Below are 18,226 nucleotides of genomic sequence, written 5' to 3'. Positions count from 1 at the left end.
TCATGTTACTTCCCTGGGTCACGGCACCCATATGCCACCCGGCGAGAGATACCGTGCAGCGTTGCGCTTCGCCCACTCAGGGAACTCATCGATCAGCGCCTGTTCATCCAGGTACAGGGCTCCGGCCAGATTACTGGCAAATGCCCGCGCCAGGAGAAGACGAGCGTTGGACCGCATGGCCGTCACCGCTGCCTGATCTTCTTTTCCTTCAACCGTGAGGCCGCCTGTCTTCGAGTTGCCCTTGTCCATGGCGATGCCACTCGGATCGACCAGATAGGCAGAGGCTCGAACAGCGTGCGGCGGGGACATCGTGTTCGTGCGCGCTGCGACGTCTTCCCACGTCGCTCCCGGGAAGTCGGCCAGTTGCCAAGCCATGACGTTCGTCAGTGCGGCGGCCGGGTACCGGGCGCCCTCGACCGTACCCATGAGGCGGGCTGCGGCCCCAATGGTCTCGACTGCCGGGACGTTGTCGCGGAAAAAGGGGTCACCCGGGAGATTCCCCTTGAGGATGTCGAAATATGCGGATTTCATGAGCCGACGAGCGGTGAGGGCCGGTGACGGACCACCGCGATTATGCTTTCTCAGGTAGTGCTCGAACTGTTCCTGCACCTGGTTGAGTTTGTCCGTGACCGACCCTCCTGCAGCCCCGCCGGGCGGTGTGACGTAGTGTCCACCCATTCCGAATCCGCTTTTAACCTTGATCAGGCCAGGGCTTGACTTTCCTCTCATCGGGTGATCCTTCGCCCGGAAAGAACCCTGCTGTTCGCTTACCTGAACGTCCCAGTCGTCGTCGCCGGCCATGACGATTCGCTCATGAGCGGGTAGGAATCCACTTCCGGCTGGACGTAGACCTTCACGAATGGCGAACATTTCGACAGCGGCCTCGCGGGCTTCACGCGTTACCGCAGACGGATTCTTACCCTCGGTCTTGGCATCTTTTCGTCTCCCCTGATACTCCTTCTGTTCCTCGGCGAGCTTTTCGGCGAGCGCGGGCAGGCGACTGTCATCGAGTAGCGAACCCCCCTGCGACTCCAGCGCAGCAAGAAGCTCGTCCTCGTTCCTGCGGGCCAGCTCCTCCCCTTCTTCGAGATTATCAAGGGCATTTCCCTCAGGATTGAGGGCCGCCTTGACGGAGTATTCACTGTCACCTTTCTGAACGGAAAGAGAGGTAAGCCGATACCAGCCCCTCATTCCGGCGAGAAGGGCCCGCATAACCGGTAGCGGGATGCCTCTCCGGACGGCCCGGGAGAGCTTGGGCCGCATCCGGGCGATGATCTTCCGCAGCCGTTCCTCCTTGGACTCCTTCGAGTTCTCCTCCTTCTTCCGCCGGTCCTTCCTTACCTGCTTCTCCCTGACCGGGTCCTTGACCTTCGGCTTCCCGTCCTCGCCCTTGGCCGGCCGCGGCTTTTTCGGCGCCTTGCCTCTGTCCTCGGATTTCGGCTGCCTGCCTTCGCCGTCCTTCTCCTTCTCCGTGTTCTTGTCCTTGTCCTTGCCGGGCTTGCCCGGGCCGTCCTTGTCGCTGCTCTTGGGCCTGCGCGGGTCCCGGTCCTGCGGTTTGTTCGGGCCGCCCTTGTCGTCGTCCTTCGCCTTCGGCGCGTCCTTGACGTCGTTCTCCGGCTTGCCCGGGGTGTCGCCCCTCGGCCTGGGCTTCGCGTCCGGCTCGGTCCTCGGCTTGGCCGGGGGTTCCGGCTTGGGCTTGGGTCTCGGGGACGGGGTCGGGCGGGTGTCCGGCTTGGTGTCGCCCTTGTCCTTCGGCTTGCCGTCCTTACCGTTGCCCGAGGTGTTCCTGGGCTCGCCGGGCCTGTTCCGGTCGGGCCCAGGGGTCGTGGTGGTCGGGCGGGCGCCCGGGGCGGTCGTGTCCTTCTTCGGGTCCTGCCCCTGACCCTTCTTGTCGCCGCCCTTGTCGTCCGAGCCCGCGCCGTCCTTGTTCTTGTCCCCGCCCTTGTCCTTGCCGAGCTTCGCGGCGACGCCTTCGAGCCGCTTGCCCACCTTCGAGACGTACTTCCCGATGCCTGTCATCAGCGCCTGGTACAGGACTTCCAGCAGGGCAACCACACCCGCCGCGACCGCCTTGGCGAAGAGGATGCCGGCGCCGCCGCTCCGGACCGACTTCAGCCAGTCCAGGACCATGCCGAGCGCGCTCAGGATCGCGCTCAGCGCCCCCCAGGCCGTGCGGATGGCATCGATCACGGCCATCACCCAGCCCGCACCCGGGATCAGCTTGGCGACGACCTTCGTCATGACCAGTTCACCGATGATCAAGGGGAGTTGGGGGACGACGGCGTCCCATGCCTCCTTGACGATCTCTTCCATCTTCATGCCGCCCTTGAGCAGCTTGTCCAAGATGGCCTTCGGGACGCCGATGATCTCCGTGATCTTGTCGGTGAACCACTGCTTGACAGCGGACTTGACCTCGCGGAACAGGTGGTTCTTCGCACCGTCCACCGCCGAGTTCTTCGCGCCTCCGAGCCAGCCGCCCGGGTCGGAGAGGAAGTCGACGGCGATCAGCATCCAGTCGCCGAGCGCGCTCAGCAGTTTCGAGGCGAAGTCCAGGACCGCCTTCACCGCCGCCATGACCGCCTTCACCGCCGCCTGGAGCATCTTCTTGAGCAGGTCCAGGATGCTGCTCAGGAGCTTGCCGATCGCGTCCAGCAGATCGGTGACGGCCTGCTTCAGCGCTGCGGCGAGCCGGGTGACGAGGGCGATCGCCGCCGCGATCAGCCCCGTGATGAACTTCCTGATCCGGTTGGCAAGTTCGATGATTCCTCGAACCATCGCCTTCGCGAACTCGATCAGATCGTCGATCAGGTTCTTGATCGCGTCGACGATGAACGCGCGGGCCTCGTTGATCCAGCGCTCGACCGTCTCCTTGAAGTTCTTGATGAAACCGACGACCGCGTCACGCGCCGCCTTGATGACGCGGACGATCGCGTCCTTGATCTCGATGACCTTCTGTTTGATCCAGTCGAAGGCCTTGCTGACCCAGTTGCCGGAGTCCTCGACGCTGTCGTCGCGCTTCTTCTCCGCGTCCTGCTCTGCCTTGGTGTTCTCGTCCTTGATCTTCTTGTCGCCGTCCTCCTTCTCCTTGACGACGTCCTCGTCGGTCTTCTTCTCCTTGTCCTCGACATCCGTGCGGACCTTCTCGTGCCGCTCGGTCTTCTTCGTTCCGAGGGTCTTCAGCTCCGCGTCCTGCTCGGTGCGCCAGTCAGCCCGCTCTGCGGTGACCTCCTCCATGGCCTTCTCGCGCTCACCGGCCTGGCTCTCGGTGTTGGCCGCGATCTCGGCGTCGACCTTCACCTTGTGCTTCTGCTGGGAGTCGCGGAAGTCCCTGTCCTTGGTCTGCCGGCCCTCCGACATGCCCTTCTGGCCGTCGCTGAACGCGGCCTGGAACTGAGGCCCCTGCTCGTGCTCGGCGACCTCGGAAGCCGCCTCGGGGGGAACGGTTCCCGTGCCGGCTCCGACGTCGGGCACGCCTCCGCCGCCCTGCCCGCCGGGCACCTTCGCCGTCATCTGCTCCTTGGGAGCGTCGGGGTAGACCTGGTTCTCCCCCATCGGGCGGGCGGCGTCGTCACGGCCCGTCGTGACGGTCTCCTGGCCCTTGGTGTCGACGGCAGTGCCCTGCTCGCCTGCCGTCTGCTCGGCGGCGCCCTGCATCTCCACGCCCGGGGCGTTGCCCGCCTGGGCGTTCTTCAGTGCCTCGTCCTTCGTCGGCAGCCCGGCGAACTTGGCGGCCAGCTCCGACGCGTCCACCTCGAAGCCGACCCAGCTCAGGACCTTGCCGATGCCGAAGCCCAGGGCCATCTTGAAGGTGTCCCAGCCCCCCGGCTCCTCCGCCTTCTCCGCCTCGATCTGCCCCTCGGGCTCCTTGGCCCCCTTGACCTCTGCCTTCTCGTCCTCCGGGGCCTCGGACTTCGCCGCCGGGTCCTGGGAGTACTCGGCGGGTGCGTCGGCCTTCGGCTTCCCCTCCAGGGTCTGCGGGGCGCCCGCCGGGCGCTCCATCGAAGGTGGCGCCGCCTCAAGGGTCTTGTGCTCGTCGCCGACGGTGCGGTCCACGGAGCCGCTCACACCACTCATCGCCTGAAGTGCCTTGTGCGGCTTGAGCTTCGAGGCCGTGGACAGGCCCGCTTCCGGGGCCACCCCGGAGAGGTTCGGGGCCGCCCCCGAGTCCTTCTTGCCCTTGCCCCGCGCAGCCCCCTTGGCACCACCACCGCCTCCGCCCCCGCCCCGCGATCCCTTGGCGGCGGGAGCAGGCTTGGACGCTGCAGCCTTCGGAGCAGGTGCGGCCTTCGCTGCGGTCGGGGCGGCGTCGGCATTCGTGCGTTCCGGGCCTTCGGCGGCCTTCGGCGCGGGGCTTTCCGTACGGGAGACGGGCTCGCTGGGCGAAGGACCGCTCTCCTGCGACCCGCTCGGCCCCGCCGACGTGTCCACGTTGGACCCGCCCGAGACATGCGTGTCCCGTGCGGGCGACGGTGCCTGCGAGTCCACCGTCGGTTCGCTCCGGCCCGCCGGTGCCGCGTCCGTATTCTTCTGCCCCTCCTCGGCCGTCGGCTCCGGAGCCGACGCGTTGCCCGCTACCGCCTGCGGCGAGGCCTTCTCCTGTGCACCGGATGACGCCTCCCCTCCGGCAGGCGTCCCCTGCTCCTCCTTGGCGGCCGCCTCCTTGGCATCGCTCCCGGCCTCAGGCTTGCCCGGCGCCTCCTGGGCGGCCGTCTGCGCGGCGACGGGACCGGCCTTCGGGTCGGCGCCGCTCTTCGGGTCGCGGGAGCCCGTCACCGGCCTTACCTCGGCGGCCTGTTCCAGGGCGAGCCCACCCAGCTGGGTGTCCTCCTGCGTGTCTGCGTCCGCCTCGGCCGACGGGACCGGATCCGCAGGCCCGGCATCGTCCTGCTCGGGTTCGGCCTCCGCCGCAGCGTCCTCCGCGTCCCGCTCGGCCTGTACCTGCTCGGCCTTGGTCACCGGGGGCGCGGAGAACGACGGCGCGGGCCCGGCATCGGACGAGGACGGGTCCAGCTTGTCCGCCGTCGGTACGGCGGATACATCGAGATCCTGCGCCGGCAGGAAGTCCTCCGGCTGGAGCTTGACGTCCCAGGCGCTCGGCTCACCGTCGGCCTCCGACTCGCTGCCGGAGCCGAAGGGATCGTCGTCGGACTTCTCCTCCGGGCCGTCGAAATCCTGGTTGCGTACGCCGTCGAGCGTGCTGAACGCGCCGGGCAGCTCAGCGTCAGTACCCTGCACGGACGGAGAGCCCGTGGGCTTCTGTGAGCCGCCCTTGTCCTCTTCCTTCAGCTGTTGGCCCGCCACGAGGGCATCGACGGCGCCCGGACGGTTCCTGGCCGCGGACTCCTCCTTGGTCGCGGCCGGGGCGCTCTGCTGCTCCTGTCCCTCCTTGCCCTCGTCGGAGCCTGCGGTCTCCTTGCCGCCGTCCTCGGACTTCCCGCCCGAGGACGCTGGAGCGGACGATGCGGAGGGGGCGGATGACGGCTCCTGGGACGGTGCGGCAGCCGGTGCCTCCGAAGCGGCGCCCTGATCCTGCTCCTGCCCACCGTCCTGCGGGCCGGTTCCGTTCTCCGGGGTACTTCCGGGAGCACCGCCCTCGTCGTCCTGGCCCTTCTCCGGACCCGGCGCGGGCGCGGGCTGCCGCTCCCCTTCCCGCTCCTCCTCGGTCGAGCGCCGCTCCGCCTCCCGCTCGTACCGCAGTTCCTCGACCGGATCGTTCTCGACGGCCGGGGCGTCGAGCGAGTTCCGCTCCAGGTCGTCGTAGGCCTCGACCTCGTCGACCAGGTCGAGCACCCGCTCGTGCTCCGAGCTGAGCAGCCTGGTCTCCAGGCGCTCCAGGACCGTGTCCTGCAACTCCTCCGGGAGGCGCGCCAGCTGTCTGCGCGTGCGCTTCGAGCGGTCCTCCGGGTCGCCGCGCAGCGACCGTACGACCGAGTTGGCCAGGCGTTCCACCAGCGTGGCCGGGTCGATCTGTTCGAGCCGGTTCCGGTCCGCGTCCACGGTCGCGTACCGCAGCCAGCCGGGCGTCGCCTGCCTCTCCTCGACCTGGGTCCCGGGCTGCCCGTCCCGTACGGACTCCTGCGCCGCCGACTCCGCCTCGCGCTCCATCGCCTGCTGTGGCAGGCTCACTTCGCCCAGGTCACGTCCGGCCCGCAGCGCGCCCAGGCCGTGCGGGTTCTGCACCGTGTGCAGCAGTTCGTGGGCCAGCAGCCGCTGACCGTCCTGTGTGCCGGGGCGGTAGGCCCCCTCGCGGAAGAAGATGTCCTGGCCGACCGCGACCGCGTCCGCGCCGAGCATCTCGGTGAGCGCGCCCGCGTCCGGGTCGGTGTGCAGCCGTACCCGGCCGAAGTCGTGCCCGAGCTGTTCCTCCAGCTCCCGCCGTACGCTCAGGTCGAGCGGCTGGCCGGCGCCGCTGACGATGTTCTTCGGCTCGGGCGCCCGGGTCGCGGACCGTTCCTTGCGCTTACGGCGCTTGCCCGACTGGTCCGGTCGCGTCTCCTGTGCGTGGGACGTGCTCATCGCGTCACCTCACCCCCGCCCGAGAGGCCCGTGTGCACCGCGCGCGCCAACTCCTGGCCGAGGCGCCGCGCGGAGAGGTTCGCGGGCAGCGGGGGGAGTCCTGCCAGGGCGTCCAGCACCTGTCCGCCGTCGGCGGCGAGCGGCACGCCCCGCTCCTGTACGAGCCTGCCCAGCTCCGCCTGGAACGCCTCCGAGACACGCTCCGGGTCCACGCGGCCGAACCCGTCCAGCACCAGCTCGCCGATGTCCACCCGTACCGTGCGCTGTTGCTCGTTCAGACCCATCCGTGCACCTCCGACGGCGTCAGGGAACGGTCGAGCTTCAGGTACTCGGTGCGGGCTGCCTCCAGCATGTGGCGCATCTGGAGCCGGTCGCCCTCCTCCGCCGCGAGGAACGCCCCCGACAGAGCGATGTTGCGGATGGAGCCGCCCGCCACGGTCAGGCGCGCCAGCAGAGCCGGATCGACGCCCTTCGTCGGCGCCCGCGCGGGCAGTACCCTGCGCCAGATCTCGGCCCGCTCGCTCTCGCCAGGGAACGGGAAGTCGACGACGAAGCGGATACGGCGCATGAACGCCGTGTCCAGCGCCTGCTTCATGTTCGTCGTGAGGATCGCCAGGCCCCGGTACGCCTCCATCCGCATCAGCAGGTAGCTGACTTCGAGGTTGGCGTACCGGTCATGGGAGTCCTTGACCTCGCTGCGCTTGCCGAACAGGGCGTCGGCCTCGTCGAACAGCAGCAGCGCCCCGCCCTGCTCGGCGGCGTCGAAGACCTTGCGCAGGTTCTTCTCGGTCTCACCGATGTACTTGCTGACCACCTGGGAGAGGTCGATGACGAACAGGTCCAGACCCAGCTCCTTCGCCATCACCTCGGCGGCGAGGGTCTTCCCGGTGCCGGAGCCGCCGGCGAAGAGCGCGGTGACGCCCAGCCCCCGGCGCAGCGTCCCGGCGAAACCCCACTCCTCGTGGACCGTGGACCGCTGCCGCACATGCGCGGTGATCTCGCGCAGCACCCGCACCTGCCGCTCCGCCAGCACCAGGTCGCCCCAGGCGGCCTGCGGTTCGATACGGCGGCCCAGCTCGTCCATGCCCATCCGGGCCTCGGTGAGACCCGCCTGCCACGCCAGGCCGGCCGCGTCCCGGTCGTCCTCGCCGGGCAGGTCCCTGGCCACGGCGGCTCCCGCCGCGCGGACCAGGTGGGGCGGCAGCGAGAACTGGGCCACGAGGTCGCGGAGATCCTGCTCCGACACGTCGGGAACCTCGGCGAACGCGTCGGTCCAGACCCCGAGTTGTTCGTCCGCGTCCAGCTGCGGAACGACCACTCGCTCCCCTCGGGGGCGTGCCGTCTGCCGTGGGTCGGCGCTCGACACGACCAGGGGGACGGCCGCGCTCCCCACGAACGCATCGGTGGCGGCGGCCTGTTCGCGGTCCTGATCACCGACCTCCACCAGCAGTGCCGCCGGCAGGAGTACCGCCTCACGCTGCCACAGGCGTGCCAGCAGGTCGCGTCGGTCCGGAGCGGCCGGGAGGTCGGAGGCCGACACCTCGTAGAGGCCGAGTCCCGAACGGCGGGCCGCGACCGCGGCGATGTCGGCCCGGGTGCGGAGATCGCCCCCGACCAGCTCGACCCGGAGCGGGGCCCCGTGCCCGGCATCCGCCCAGCCCTTCGCGACCCGGCTCGCCGCCAGGTCGTAGGAGGCGGGCAGCGCGTCCGGGGCGGTGGTCCGGCGGAGCAGGCCGTGCAGCCGTGCGTCCAGGTAGGGCGAGCCGGCCAGGAAGTGCAGGATCCGTTCGTCGAGCCGGAGCCGGGACGTGGTCAGCCGGGTCTCGTCGTCGAGCTCGACGATGCGCCACCGCCGCAGGGGGGCGACGGGGGTCAGGGCGCTCCAGTGCGGATCGGCGAGCGCGGCGAGGGAGAGCGAGAAGGTGGGGTACGCACGCTCCGGGTCTCCGCAGGCCGCGGCGCAGCGGGCGGCCGTGGTGGGGTCCAGTTCGGCGGCGGCGGCCAGCAGCACGATGTCGCGCTCGAACGGGCTGAGGCCGAAGCAGGCGACCAGGGCGTCGAGGGCCGCGGGGCCGGGCGGGGCCGCCAGGTCGGCGGCGCCCTGGTCCAGGTCAGAGCTCTGCGCGGCTCCGGCCGGACCCGGCCCTTGTGCCGCGCGCCCGGCATGGGAATCGACGCGGGCGAGCACGGCGTGGACGGCGGCCAGCAGGGCCCGTCCCTGCGCCGCCGTGTCGCGGCCGTCGCCGCCGTCTCCGTACGTGTCCATGCCCTCACCCCCCGTGTTCCGCACTGCGGCTCAGCCCTTGTCGTCCGGTGTCGGTACGTTCTTCCCGGCCGCTCTGCGGGGCCGCGGCGGAGCCGCTCGCTTGGCCGCGGCCTTGGTGGACCTGGCGGGGGCCTTCTTCGCCGGGGCCTTCTCGGCATGCGCCTCACCGGCGGGCGCGGCAGAAGCCGCTGGCTCCACGGGTGGTGCTGCCTCGAACGGCACCACCCGTACCGTGTGCTGCCGCACCGGCTTCGTCGGCAGGGGCTTCTCACGGCCCTCGATCACCACCAGCGAGGCCTGATAGGCCACCGACAGGGTGTACGGGGTCTGGTGCAGCATTCCCCAGAGCTTGGACGTCTCGTCGACATCCATGACCGTCGGCGTGAAGCGGACCCTGTACGGCGAGTCCGCGAGATCACTGCCCGTCAGGTGCGGCAGCTCCGCGGCCGTTTCGATCAGCTCCCTCGGCAGGACGGGGATCTCGTGCAGCGTGCGGATCACGCAGCCGAGCAGCCGCTGCCCGACGAGCTTCGTCTCCTCCCCGTACGCACTGATCACGTAGTGCAGGTCCAGCGGTGCGGCGGCCCGGTTGCGGAGGGTGCCGTCGGTGGCGCGCGTCGGCAGGTCGTTGTTGCGCATCGCGGCGTTCGGGGTCACCTGGTAGAGGAACACCGTGATGGTCGGCTCGTCCGGCGGCTCCGACGGCGGTTTGCGTGTCTCCACCTTGACCGCGATGTCCATCTCGGGTCCCAGGTTGTTCTCGATCAGCAGGGCGAGCGCCTGGGTGACCGTGGCGACGGCGAGTGCGTTGCTCATGTCGTCAGTCCCTCTTCCTGCCACGTGACAGGTAGTCGTCCAGCGTCAGCACGGGGGCGGGCCTGCCGGTCCGCTGTGCGGGGCGCCCGGCCGGTGCGGCGGCGCCGGACCGCGGCGCCGCGCTGACCTCCAGCCGGCCGATCTGTACGTGCACGACGCGCTCGGCCTGGCGCGGTGCGCGCCGCCCCACCGAACCGAGCCCCGCACCCCGCACCGCCGCGGGGCTGCCGGAGCCGCGGGGGACGACGGGCACCGCCGCGCGCGCCGGTGCGGCGGGCACAGGTGCCGGGGCCGCCGGAGCGAACGGCGCCACGGCCGGCTGGTCCGGCGCCGGCGACCGCCCCCGGCGCACCGCACGCGCGCCCTCCGCACCACCGGGGCGGGCCTTCGGTGCCGGGTCCGCCGAGAGCCGCAGCACGGGTGCCGGGGCGTCTGCGGCGTTCAGGAGCCGCTGCTCCGTCCCTCCGGGCCACGGAACCCGCTCGGTGCGCACCTCGGTGTGCCGCTCCGTACGCACCTCCCGGTCCGGTCCCACCGGTCGGTACGGGTCCCCGTCTGCCCTGGGGGCGGAGGGGATCAGCGGGGCGGGCTCGTCCGGCCCCGGCGGGCCGTACCGCAGGGCCTCGGCCCGTTCGAAAGGGCCGGACAGCCGTGGCCGAACCCGCACCCGTGCGCCGGTGTCGTCGGCCGTGGCCACCGGCGTGTACCGGGCGAGCAGCCGGTCGAAGTAGTCAGCCATCGGTGCACAGCTCCAGGTAGTAACGGCGCCGGATGGGGCTGAGCGCCAGGATGTCGGGCTCGCGCCATCCGTATGCGGTGGCGAGCAGATGGACGTCGAGGAGCAGGTCCCGCGCCCAGCTGTCCAGTTCGGTCCACAGGTAGGAGGTGATGTCCAGCTCGGCCGGGGTGGCCTCACCGCATTCGGGGCACGCCACGTTCAGCGTCACCTCGGCCGTCGGGTCGGCCTCGGCGGCCTTCTCCGCGATGAGCCGCTCCACCCGTTCGGGCAGCAGGGCGGCCAGCCGCTCCGGGGTGACGGGCTCGCCTCCCCGCAGGGCCCTGACGGTGCAGCCCGTGACCAGCCGTCGGCGTGCGGCGGCGGGTGTGCCGGCCGCACCTGCCGCCGCGAGGTCGGCGACGGTGGGCAGCCGGAACTCGACCACCCAGTCGTCGTCGGCCACGCGCAGCAACCGGTCCCCCGCCGACGGGCGGGCACCCAGGGCACCTGCGTCGAGGTCGAACTCCATGGCCTCGCCGCAGGCACCGCACTCGGTCCGCACCTGCATCCGCTCGCCAAAGAGTGACCGGCGCAGAGCGAACAGGTCGGCCTCCCGTTCACCGACCGGCACCGCCAGCAACGTGTCGGTGCCGTCCCCCGGACGGGCCGCCCGGTGCAGCAGCAGTGATCTCTCCGCCGCGCCCAGGGGCAGCCCGGTCTCCCAGGCTGCCAGCAGTTCGGCGGGCCCCACCGGGGCCGTCCCAGGGATCACGGTGACGGTCAGGCCGGGTGGGTGAACGACGGCTCGACCGGTTCCGGGATCTCGTAGTCGCGTTCCCAGCCCTCGCACTCCAGCTTCACGCTCTGGATGGCGACGGCGTTGGCGTTCGCGTCGAGCTCGCCGATGACCTGGTACTCGCTGACCCAGGCCCGGTAGAGCTTGTGCGAGACGGCCACCTGCCCGGCTTCGTTGAGTACCTGGATGATGATGTCCTTGCGGAAGTCCCGGAGTGAGACCTCGGAGCCGAGCCCGGCCCCCACCTGCCAGACCTTGTTGGCCCAGCGGTCGAATTCGGGGTCGTGGGTGACGCCTCGTTCGAGTGTCACCCCCTCGAACTCGGACCGGCCCGGCGACTTGCGCGGTGAGCTCGGATCACCGCCGTGACGGTGTTTGACCACCTCTGTGGTGCGCTTCAGGGGACTGATCTTGCTGATGCCCGCGACCGTTCTACCGTCCCAGAGGACCAGGAACTTGAAATTCTTGTAGGGGTCGAAGCGATGGGCGTTTATCTGGAACTCAGCCATCGGTTTCCTTCGTGTTCCATTTCCTTGGCTACGGGGCGTCGGCTAGGAGAGGTCGAACTGTCCGGCGAACTGCTGGATCTTGACGATCACGAACTCCGCGGGCTTGACCGGTGCGATACCGATCACGACGTTGACCACGCCGTTCTCGATGTCGGTGTCGGTGGTGGTGTCCTTGTCGCACTTCACGAAGTACGCCTCGCGCGGGGTGCCGCCCTTGAACGCGCCCTGCCTGAACAGGTCGTTGAGGTAGGCCGACGCCTTGAGGCGGATCTGCTGCCACAGCTGCTCGTCGTTGGGTTCGAAGACCACCCACTGCAGACCGCGGTAGAGGCTCTCCTCGACGTGCAGCGCGAGCCGTCGCACCGGTACGTACTTCCACTCGCTGTCGAGGGCGTCCGCGCCCTCCAGCGTGCGGGCGCCCCATACCAGCGGCCCCACCACGGGGAAGGTACGCAGGCAGTTCACACCCAGCGGGTTGAGCAGCCCGTTCTCCCGGTCGGTCAGCTTGACCGTCAGTGACCGGACGCCGGCGAGGCGCGCCTCGGTCCCGGCCGGTGCCTTCCACACCCCGCGCTCGCCGTCGGTGCGGGCGATCACCCCGGCGACGGCGCCCGACGGCGGGAAGGAACGCAGCCTGCCGGTCAGCGGGTCAGTCAGCTGCAGGTGCGGGAAGTAGAGCCCCGCGTGGTTGCTGCGGACCGGCTCGAACGCGCCGATCCCGGCTCGCGCCGCGTCGACGCTCCCCCACGTCGAGGGTGAGTCGACGAGCAGGAAGATCCGCCGCTCCTGGCAGAGTTGCTCGGCCGCCGACAGCACGGTGACCATGTCCTCGGTGGACTCGTACGCCGCCAGCTCCGGCAGGACCAGCAGATTGACGTCGTCCACGTCACGCAGCGACTGGAGGCCGGTCTTGGCCCCCTCGCTGCCGATGAGGTCGCGCGGGCCGGGCGGGTCGCCGTCCTTGCCGCCCTCCAGCGGGAAGACGGGCGGGTTGACCGAGGCCTCGAGCCCCAGGTCGTTGGCGCACTCGCCGACGAAGCGGACCACGTCGTCCGGGTCGACGGACCCTGCGACGACCTGGAGCCGCCGGCCGAAAGCGGTGACCTCGGCCCCGGCGTAGGCGTGCTTCCCGGGGGCGTCGGGCAGCGCGCGCAGCTTACGCTCCAGCAGGAGGGCGAGCTCGGTGACGGTGGTCGGCGGTTCACCGTCACGGTCGGGTTCGAAGAGCGTGAACTCGCGCTCCACTTCGCCGATCTTGACCTTCAGCTCGACCTCGAGGCCGGGCAGATTCGCCGCGAAGGGCTTGGAGACCGTTCCTGACGGGTCCGGGCGGTCCTCGTCGAGCGCCTTCACACGGACCAGCGATGAGCCGGCGTTGACCACCGTCTCGACGAAGCGGCCGTGGCCGGCGTCCATGGACAGCCCGGCGAAGGACTCCCGGGCACCACCGCGGGCGTCGAGGATCTGGAGGTTGAAGGTCCTGTCCGGCGTGGGGGTGTCATGGTCGACGGCCACCCGCAGGCCCGAGCCCCATACGCCGGGCTCCTTCGCGTGCACCTCCAGCACCGGGCATTCGCTGCGCCCCTCCGTGGACGTGAGGGTGACGCAGGCGTCCTCACCGGTGCCGGCCTTGGCCACCCGGACGATCACGGCGAGTGTGCCGCCGTTGCCGAAGAACTGGTGCACCGCGTAACTGAGGGCGCTCTGTGAGGTGAGTCCGCCGAACCGGCGCTCGAAGTCAGCGAAGCTGGTGACGCGGACCGGCTGGTTGAGCGGACCCCGGCGCGTGTGCCCCACGAACGCTGTCACCGAGGTGGTGACCGAGGCTATCGTGCGGACGCTGCTGGGAAGTTCTTCGATGTACACACCGGGATAGCCCATGTGCGTCGGCATTCCCCCTCCATTCCCTTTTGCGCACCAAGAGATGAGTGGAGAGGTGAAGGACGCGTGTACGTATGATCTGCGCACACACCGGTCCCTCGCGTATTTCCCCCGTCGTTCACCCCGTGCGATTTCCGGTCTCGCAGGGCCATCCGCATCCGCGTGCGCTCGTGGCTCCTGATGCATGAGTGCCTGTTGCGAGTGTGTATCGCGCCACGAGAACCGGTCAAGACAGTGATTCGGTCATCCGGTTCCGGCGGCTGGCCGGAACCCAAATTAATAATGTGACGTGGTCAGAGGATTTTCCCATCAGTATATGAAGATTCAATTCACGGGTACTTCACAGAAAACCCGGGGCCCACGAGCAGAACAAGCCGAATTGGCTCGATGGCGGCGCGCCGCCGTGCGTTCGCGCGGGCGCACGCCGACACCGGGACGGCGGACGCGAAGCGGCAGGTACCGTAGGGAGGACGATTTCGTGGGCCTCCTGACGGGCTGCGTACACCCAGGAGGAAAGACATGACGACGAACCGCGGGCGCAAGGACGTGATCCGGGACCGGATGGCCGCGACGGGCGAGTCGTACAACGTCGCCGCGCGGAACCTGAAGGCGATGAAGGACATGGGCGCCACCCGCGACGCCCGGCTCGTCCAGCGCTGGCAGCCGGCGGACTCACTGGACGTGCCCTGCCCGTGCGGCGGTACGTGCGAGCCCGGCGAGACCTGTGACCACTGCCATGCCCGACACCGGCACGTGAAGCGCTACCCGGGCAGCGTCACGGACGTCGAGACATGGGCGGACCGGTACGAGTGCATGGGCTGTCCGGCCTCGTACACGCTGACCGTTCACCTGGCGGGGCGCCCCTGGGGTGTGGCCGAGACCGTGGTGCAGGGCGGCGCGGCCGAGGAGATCGTACGGGCCCGGGTGTTCCCCGGCGTGGCCCACCCGCTGCTGCGCGCCGAGGTGGGCACGGAGTCCGACTCAGGTCACTGAGGGGCTGCCCCGCGAGGGGCCGGGGATCCACCGAACGGTGGAGGCGCGAATCACCCCGGGAGCGGGCGCCACGGCCGACGTGGCGGGGTGCGGTGCACTCGTGACGTCGCGGCGGGACCGCAGTGGGCGTAAGAAATCCGCACAAGCGCTGCGGGCGCCACGTCGCCGTCACCCGCTCACATGACGCCCCGCCCGGCTGCGGTGATGCGGCTCTTCGCGGACAGGGCCCCCGGAACGCTGATCCGGGCGGATACCGGGACCGCTGGGACGACCGGCGAGTGTCCGAGGAGCCGGACGAGGAACCGGACGAGCGAGCCGGGCGAGGGAGCCGAACGCGAGCAACAGCCCGCCCGGGTACGGGCGGAGGACCGCGGCGACGTGGCCGCCCAGGGCCGGAGTGGCGGGCGTCACGCGACATGCCTGACCGATCGGTCAGCTCTGACCGATCGGTCAGCTACGGTGAACCCATGCCACGTCCGCCTTCCGAGATGCGCCGTCACATCCTCGACTCCGCTCTTCGGCTGTTCGCCGAGCACGGTTTCAAGGGGACCTCGCTGCATGACATCGCCGTCGAGGCGCACTGCTCCAAGGCGTCCCTGCTGTACCACTTCGCCGGCAAGGACGCGATTCTCACCGAGTTGCTGGCCGCGCCGGCCGAGGCACTGACCGTCCTGGGTGCGGAGCTGGCGGAGCTGGACGGGGATGAAGCCGTCGAGCCGGCCGTGGCGGGCTTCGTCGGCCTGGCGATCCGTTTCCACCAGGAGATAAAGATCATCTTCGCCGCGTTGCCCGACATGCTCGGCCATCCGGTACTCGCCGTCATTCCCGAAGCCATCGACCAGCTCGCCGACGCGCTGGCAGGCCGGTCCCGGCAACCGCGAGCACGTGTCATGGCGCAGATGGTGATCGGAGGGGTGGCCGTCATGGTCGCCTCCGACGTCGACGTCGAACGGGACACCCTGCACGCCGAACTCGTCCGGGGGGCGCGGAGAACCCTCGGACATCCCACCAGCTGACAGAAGTCGTCCAGGTCCAAGAGAAAGACGCCTCCTAGCATGGCAATCCTGTTGTACCGGCTCGGCCGGCTCTCCTTCCGTCGCCGAGGGCGTGTCCTCGCCCTGTGGCTCCTGCTGCTCGCCCTGCTCGGAGGTGGTGCGGCAGCCTTCAGCGGGCCCACCACCAGCAAGTTCTCCATACCTGGCACCGAGTCCCAGAAGGCCCTGGACTCGCTCTCCCGGGAATTCCCGCAGGCAGGCGGCGCGACGGGGACGATCGTCGTCGTCGCGCCCGAGGGCGGCAAGCTCACGCCCGCGGCTGTGGCCCCCGTGACCGCGGAGGCCGCGAAGGTCCCCGGCGTCCTCGCGGCCGTCGACCCGTTCGCGTCCAAGGCCGTCTCGCAGGACGGCCGTTACGCCCTCGTCCAGGTGCAGTTCTCCTCGGCCGTCGACGACATCACCGACGCCCAGCGCGAGGCCTACTCCGAGGCCGGCTCGGACGTCGCGGACCTCCGCGTCGAGCACGGCGGAGAAATCATGCGGGGTGTCCCTGAGATCGGTTCGACCGAGGGGATCGGTGTCGCGGTCGCCGCCCTCGTGCTGGTCCTCACCTTCGGCTCCCTGGTGGCGGCGGGCATGACCCTGCTCAACGCCCTGGTCGGTGTGGCCGCCGGCATGGCCGGGCTGTTCTCGCTCAGCAGCACGGTGGAGCTGACCAGCACCGCGCCGATCCTGGCACTCATGCTGGGTCTGGCCGTCGGCATCGACTACGCGCTGTTCATCACCTCCCGCTACCGCCAGTACCTCTCGGAGGGCATGGAGAGGGAGGAAGCGGCCGGCCGGGCGACCGGGACCGCCGGTTCGGCCGTCGTCTTCGCGGGCGCGACCGTCGTCATCGCGCTGGCGGGGCTCGCCGTCGCCGATGTGCCCTTCCTGACCGTCATGGGCCTGGCGGCTGCGGCCACGGTCGCCCTCGCGGTGCTGGTGTCCCTCACCCTGCTGCCCGCGGTCCTCGGCTTCGCCGGCGTACGCGTCCTGCCCCGCAAGCTCCGGACGCAGGACCGGGCCGCCGCCGCCGAGGCCGGTACCGCCTTCGGCTTCCGCTGGGGCCGGATCGTGGCACGGCTGCGCGTCCCGGTTCTGCTCGTCGGTGTGATCGGCCTCGGCGCGCTCGCCCTGCCCGTGCAGGACATGCGGCTGTCGCTGCCCGACGCGGGCACCGAGGCGGTCGGGTCACCCAACCGTGAGGCCTACGACCTGACCACCGAAGGCTTCGGCGAGGGCTTCAACGGCCGGCTGGTCGCCGTGGTCTCCGGAGACACCCCGCAGGCGACCGGCGCGGCGGCCGAGCGGACCGCCGCTCTCATCATGGACACCGACGGGGTACTGGCCGTCGCTCCCCCGCAGCTGAACGAGAAGGGCACCACCGCCCTGCTGGCGGTGATCCCCGAGACGGGTCCCACCGACGCCGCGACCGAGGACACCGTCCACGCGATCCGCGACCGGGTGGAGGACGTGAAGGGCGCCGGCATCGCGCTGACCGGTGCCACCGCGGTCGGTATCGACGTCTCCGAGAAGCTCGCCGACGCGCTGCCGGTCTATCTCCTGCTGGTGGTCGGGCTGTCCTTCCTGCTGCTGATGCTCGTCTTCCGGTCGATCCTGGTTCCGCTCAAGGCGGCACTCGGCTTCCTGCTGACCATCGGTGCCACCTTCGGCATCACCGTCTTGATCTTCCAGGAAGGCCATCTGGCGGACCTGGTCGGCCTCGACACACCCGGCCCTCTGGTCAGCTTCCTGCCCATCCTCCTGATCGGCATCCTCTTCGGGCTGGCCATGGACTACGAGGTCTTCCTCGTCTCGCGCATGCGGGAGGACTTCGTGCACGGCACCGACGCCCGCGAAGCCGTCATCAGCGGCGTCGGCCACAACGCACGCGTGGTCACGGCCGCGGCGGTGATCATGACGGCCGTCTTCGGCGGCTTCGTGCTCATGCCCGACCCGATCATCAAGTCCATCGGGTTCGCCCTGGCGATCGGCGTGCTCATCGACGCCTTCGTCGTACGGATGGCCCTCGTGCCGGCGGTCATGCACCTGCTGGGACGCGCGGCCTGGTACCTGCCGCGCCCGATCGACCGGGCGCTGCCCGACCTCGACATCGAGGGCGAGCGGCTGAACAGCCACATCCCGGTGCCGCAGCCGGACGCCGAGCTCGTGAAGACCTGATCACGCCCCGGAAGACGGAACGGCCCGCCAGGAGGCATGTGCTCCTGGCGGGCCGTTCCGTCGTTCCGTGCGCTCCGGCACCGGTGCACGCCGGTCCCCCAGCGGTCAGCTCTCGTCGGGCGACAGCGTCAGCGAGATGGAGTTGATGCAGTACCGCTGGTCCGTGGGCGTCTGGTAGCCCTCGCCCTCGAAGACGTGCCCCAGGTGCGAACCGCAGCGTGCGCAGCGCACCTCGGTGCGGGTCATGCCCAGGGTGTTGTCCTGGAGCAGTTCGACCGCGTCGGTGTCCTTCGGGTCGTAGAAGGACGGCCAGCCGCAGTGCGACTCGAATTTGGTGTCGGAGCGGAACAACTCCGCACCGCAGGCACGGCAGGAGTAGACGCCCGCCGTCTTGGTGTCGGTGTACTCACCCACGAATGCGGGCTCGGTGCCGGCCTTGCGCAGCACCGCGTACTCGGCGGGCGACAGCTCCGCCCGCCATTGCTCGTCCGGCTTCTCGACGTCGTACGACAC

12 protein-coding genes are annotated in these 18,226 nt (G+C 70.1%); 3 read left to right on the top strand and 9 right to left on the bottom strand.

Annotated features, from left to right (window positions below; translation table 11 throughout):
• Positions 1 to 18: 18 nt before the first annotated feature.
• The 8 genes from ABT001_RS30835 to ABT001_RS30800 are packed head-to-tail and all read right to left on the bottom strand — an operon-like array spanning position 19 to position 13,514.
• Entirely contained in the window at positions 19 to 6,516 is a 6,498-nt protein-coding gene (locus tag ABT001_RS30835; protein WP_351284355.1) for an eCIS core domain-containing protein, read from the bottom strand.
• A complete protein-coding gene (locus ABT001_RS30830; RefSeq protein ID WP_351284352.1) occupies positions 6,513 to 6,800 on the bottom strand; it encodes a hypothetical protein in 288 nt (95 codons plus the stop codon). Before ABT001_RS30830 ends, ABT001_RS30835 begins: the two co-directional genes overlap by 4 nt.
• Positions 6,791 to 8,782 (bottom strand): ATP-binding protein, encoded by a 1,992-nt coding sequence (locus ABT001_RS30825; RefSeq protein WP_351284350.1) that lies wholly within the window; start codon positions 8,780 to 8,782, stop codon positions 6,791 to 6,793. Before ABT001_RS30825 ends, ABT001_RS30830 begins: the two co-directional genes overlap by 10 nt.
• A gap of 30 nt (positions 8,783 to 8,812) precedes the next feature.
• A complete protein-coding gene (locus ABT001_RS30820; protein ID WP_351284348.1) occupies positions 8,813 to 9,598 on the bottom strand; it encodes a Pvc16 family protein in 786 nt (261 codons plus the stop codon).
• 4 nt (positions 9,599 to 9,602) lie between these two features.
• Positions 9,603 to 10,337 carry a hypothetical protein gene (locus ABT001_RS30815; protein WP_351284346.1) on the bottom strand — a complete coding sequence of 245 codons (735 nt, stop codon included), beginning with the start codon at positions 10,335 to 10,337 and terminating at the stop codon, positions 9,603 to 9,605.
• Positions 10,330 to 11,088 (bottom strand): T4 family baseplate hub assembly chaperone, encoded by a 759-nt coding sequence (locus ABT001_RS30810; RefSeq protein ID WP_351284344.1) that lies wholly within the window; start codon positions 11,086 to 11,088, stop codon positions 10,330 to 10,332. Before ABT001_RS30810 ends, ABT001_RS30815 begins: the two co-directional genes overlap by 8 nt.
• An 8-nt stretch (positions 11,089 to 11,096) precedes the next feature.
• The gene (locus tag ABT001_RS30805; protein WP_033300128.1) at positions 11,097 to 11,621 is read right to left on the bottom strand and encodes a phage tail protein; all 525 of its coding nucleotides are present in this window, start codon (positions 11,619 to 11,621) and stop codon (positions 11,097 to 11,099) included.
• A 42-nt stretch (positions 11,622 to 11,663) separates the two neighbouring features.
• Positions 11,664 to 13,514, bottom strand: a complete 1,851-nt coding sequence (locus tag ABT001_RS30800) for a phage tail sheath C-terminal domain-containing protein (RefSeq protein ID WP_351284340.1) — start codon at positions 13,512 to 13,514, stop codon at positions 11,664 to 11,666.
• Positions 13,515 to 14,021: 507 nt separating this feature from the next.
• Here ABT001_RS30800 and ABT001_RS30795 point away from each other — a divergent pair.
• From ABT001_RS30795 to ABT001_RS30785, 3 genes are all read left to right on the top strand, one after another.
• Positions 14,022 to 14,495 carry a hypothetical protein gene (locus tag ABT001_RS30795; RefSeq protein ID WP_351284337.1) on the top strand — a complete coding sequence of 158 codons (474 nt, stop codon included), beginning with the start codon at positions 14,022 to 14,024 and terminating at the stop codon, positions 14,493 to 14,495.
• Between the two features lie 467 nt (positions 14,496 to 14,962).
• Positions 14,963 to 15,511: a TetR/AcrR family transcriptional regulator gene (locus tag ABT001_RS30790; protein WP_351284334.1), complete on the top strand. Its 549-nt coding sequence runs from the start codon at positions 14,963 to 14,965 to the stop codon at positions 15,509 to 15,511.
• Between the two features lie 39 nt (positions 15,512 to 15,550).
• On the top strand, positions 15,551 to 17,713 hold the full coding sequence (locus ABT001_RS30785) for an MMPL family transporter (RefSeq protein WP_351284331.1): 2,163 nt from the start codon (positions 15,551 to 15,553) through the stop codon (positions 17,711 to 17,713).
• A gap of 105 nt (positions 17,714 to 17,818) precedes the next feature.
• Here ABT001_RS30785 and msrB read toward each other — a convergent pair whose 3' ends face one another.
• A complete protein-coding gene (gene msrB, locus ABT001_RS30780) occupies positions 17,819 to 18,226 on the bottom strand; it encodes a peptide-methionine (R)-S-oxide reductase MsrB (protein ID WP_351284328.1) in 408 nt (135 codons plus the stop codon).

Origin of the sequence: Streptomyces sp. NPDC002793 (assembly GCF_040295485.1) — a bacterium.
Lineage (GTDB): Bacteria > Actinomycetota > Actinomycetes > Streptomycetales > Streptomycetaceae > Streptomyces.
The sequence above is the reverse complement of the archived record's forward strand: the minus strand, read 5'-3'. Positions and strand labels throughout refer to the sequence as shown.

Bases quoted from the DNA above. Each gene is read 5' to 3' on its own strand.
- ABT001_RS30835 (WP_351284355.1), bottom strand. From the start codon at position 6,516: ATGAGCACGTCCCACGCACAGGAGACGCGACCGGACCAGTCGGGCAAG.
- ABT001_RS30830 (WP_351284352.1), bottom strand. From the start codon at position 6,800: ATGGGTCTGAACGAGCAACAGCGCACGGTACGGGTGGACATCGGCGAG.
- ABT001_RS30825 (WP_351284350.1), bottom strand. From the start codon at position 8,782: ATGGACACGTACGGAGACGGCGGCGACGGCCGCGACACGGCGGCGCAG.
- ABT001_RS30820 (WP_351284348.1), bottom strand. From the start codon at position 9,598: ATGAGCAACGCACTCGCCGTCGCCACGGTCACCCAGGCGCTCGCCCTG.
- ABT001_RS30815 (WP_351284346.1), bottom strand. From the start codon at position 10,337: ATGGCTGACTACTTCGACCGGCTGCTCGCCCGGTACACGCCGGTGGCC.
- ABT001_RS30805 (WP_033300128.1), bottom strand. From the start codon at position 11,621: ATGGCTGAGTTCCAGATAAACGCCCATCGCTTCGACCCCTACAAGAAT.
- ABT001_RS30800 (WP_351284340.1), bottom strand. From the start codon at position 13,514: ATGCCGACGCACATGGGCTATCCCGGTGTGTACATCGAAGAACTTCCC.
- ABT001_RS30795 (WP_351284337.1), top strand. From the start codon at position 14,022: ATGACGACGAACCGCGGGCGCAAGGACGTGATCCGGGACCGGATGGCC.
- ABT001_RS30790 (WP_351284334.1), top strand. From the start codon at position 14,963: ATGCCACGTCCGCCTTCCGAGATGCGCCGTCACATCCTCGACTCCGCT.
- ABT001_RS30785 (WP_351284331.1), top strand. From the start codon at position 15,551: ATGGCAATCCTGTTGTACCGGCTCGGCCGGCTCTCCTTCCGTCGCCGA.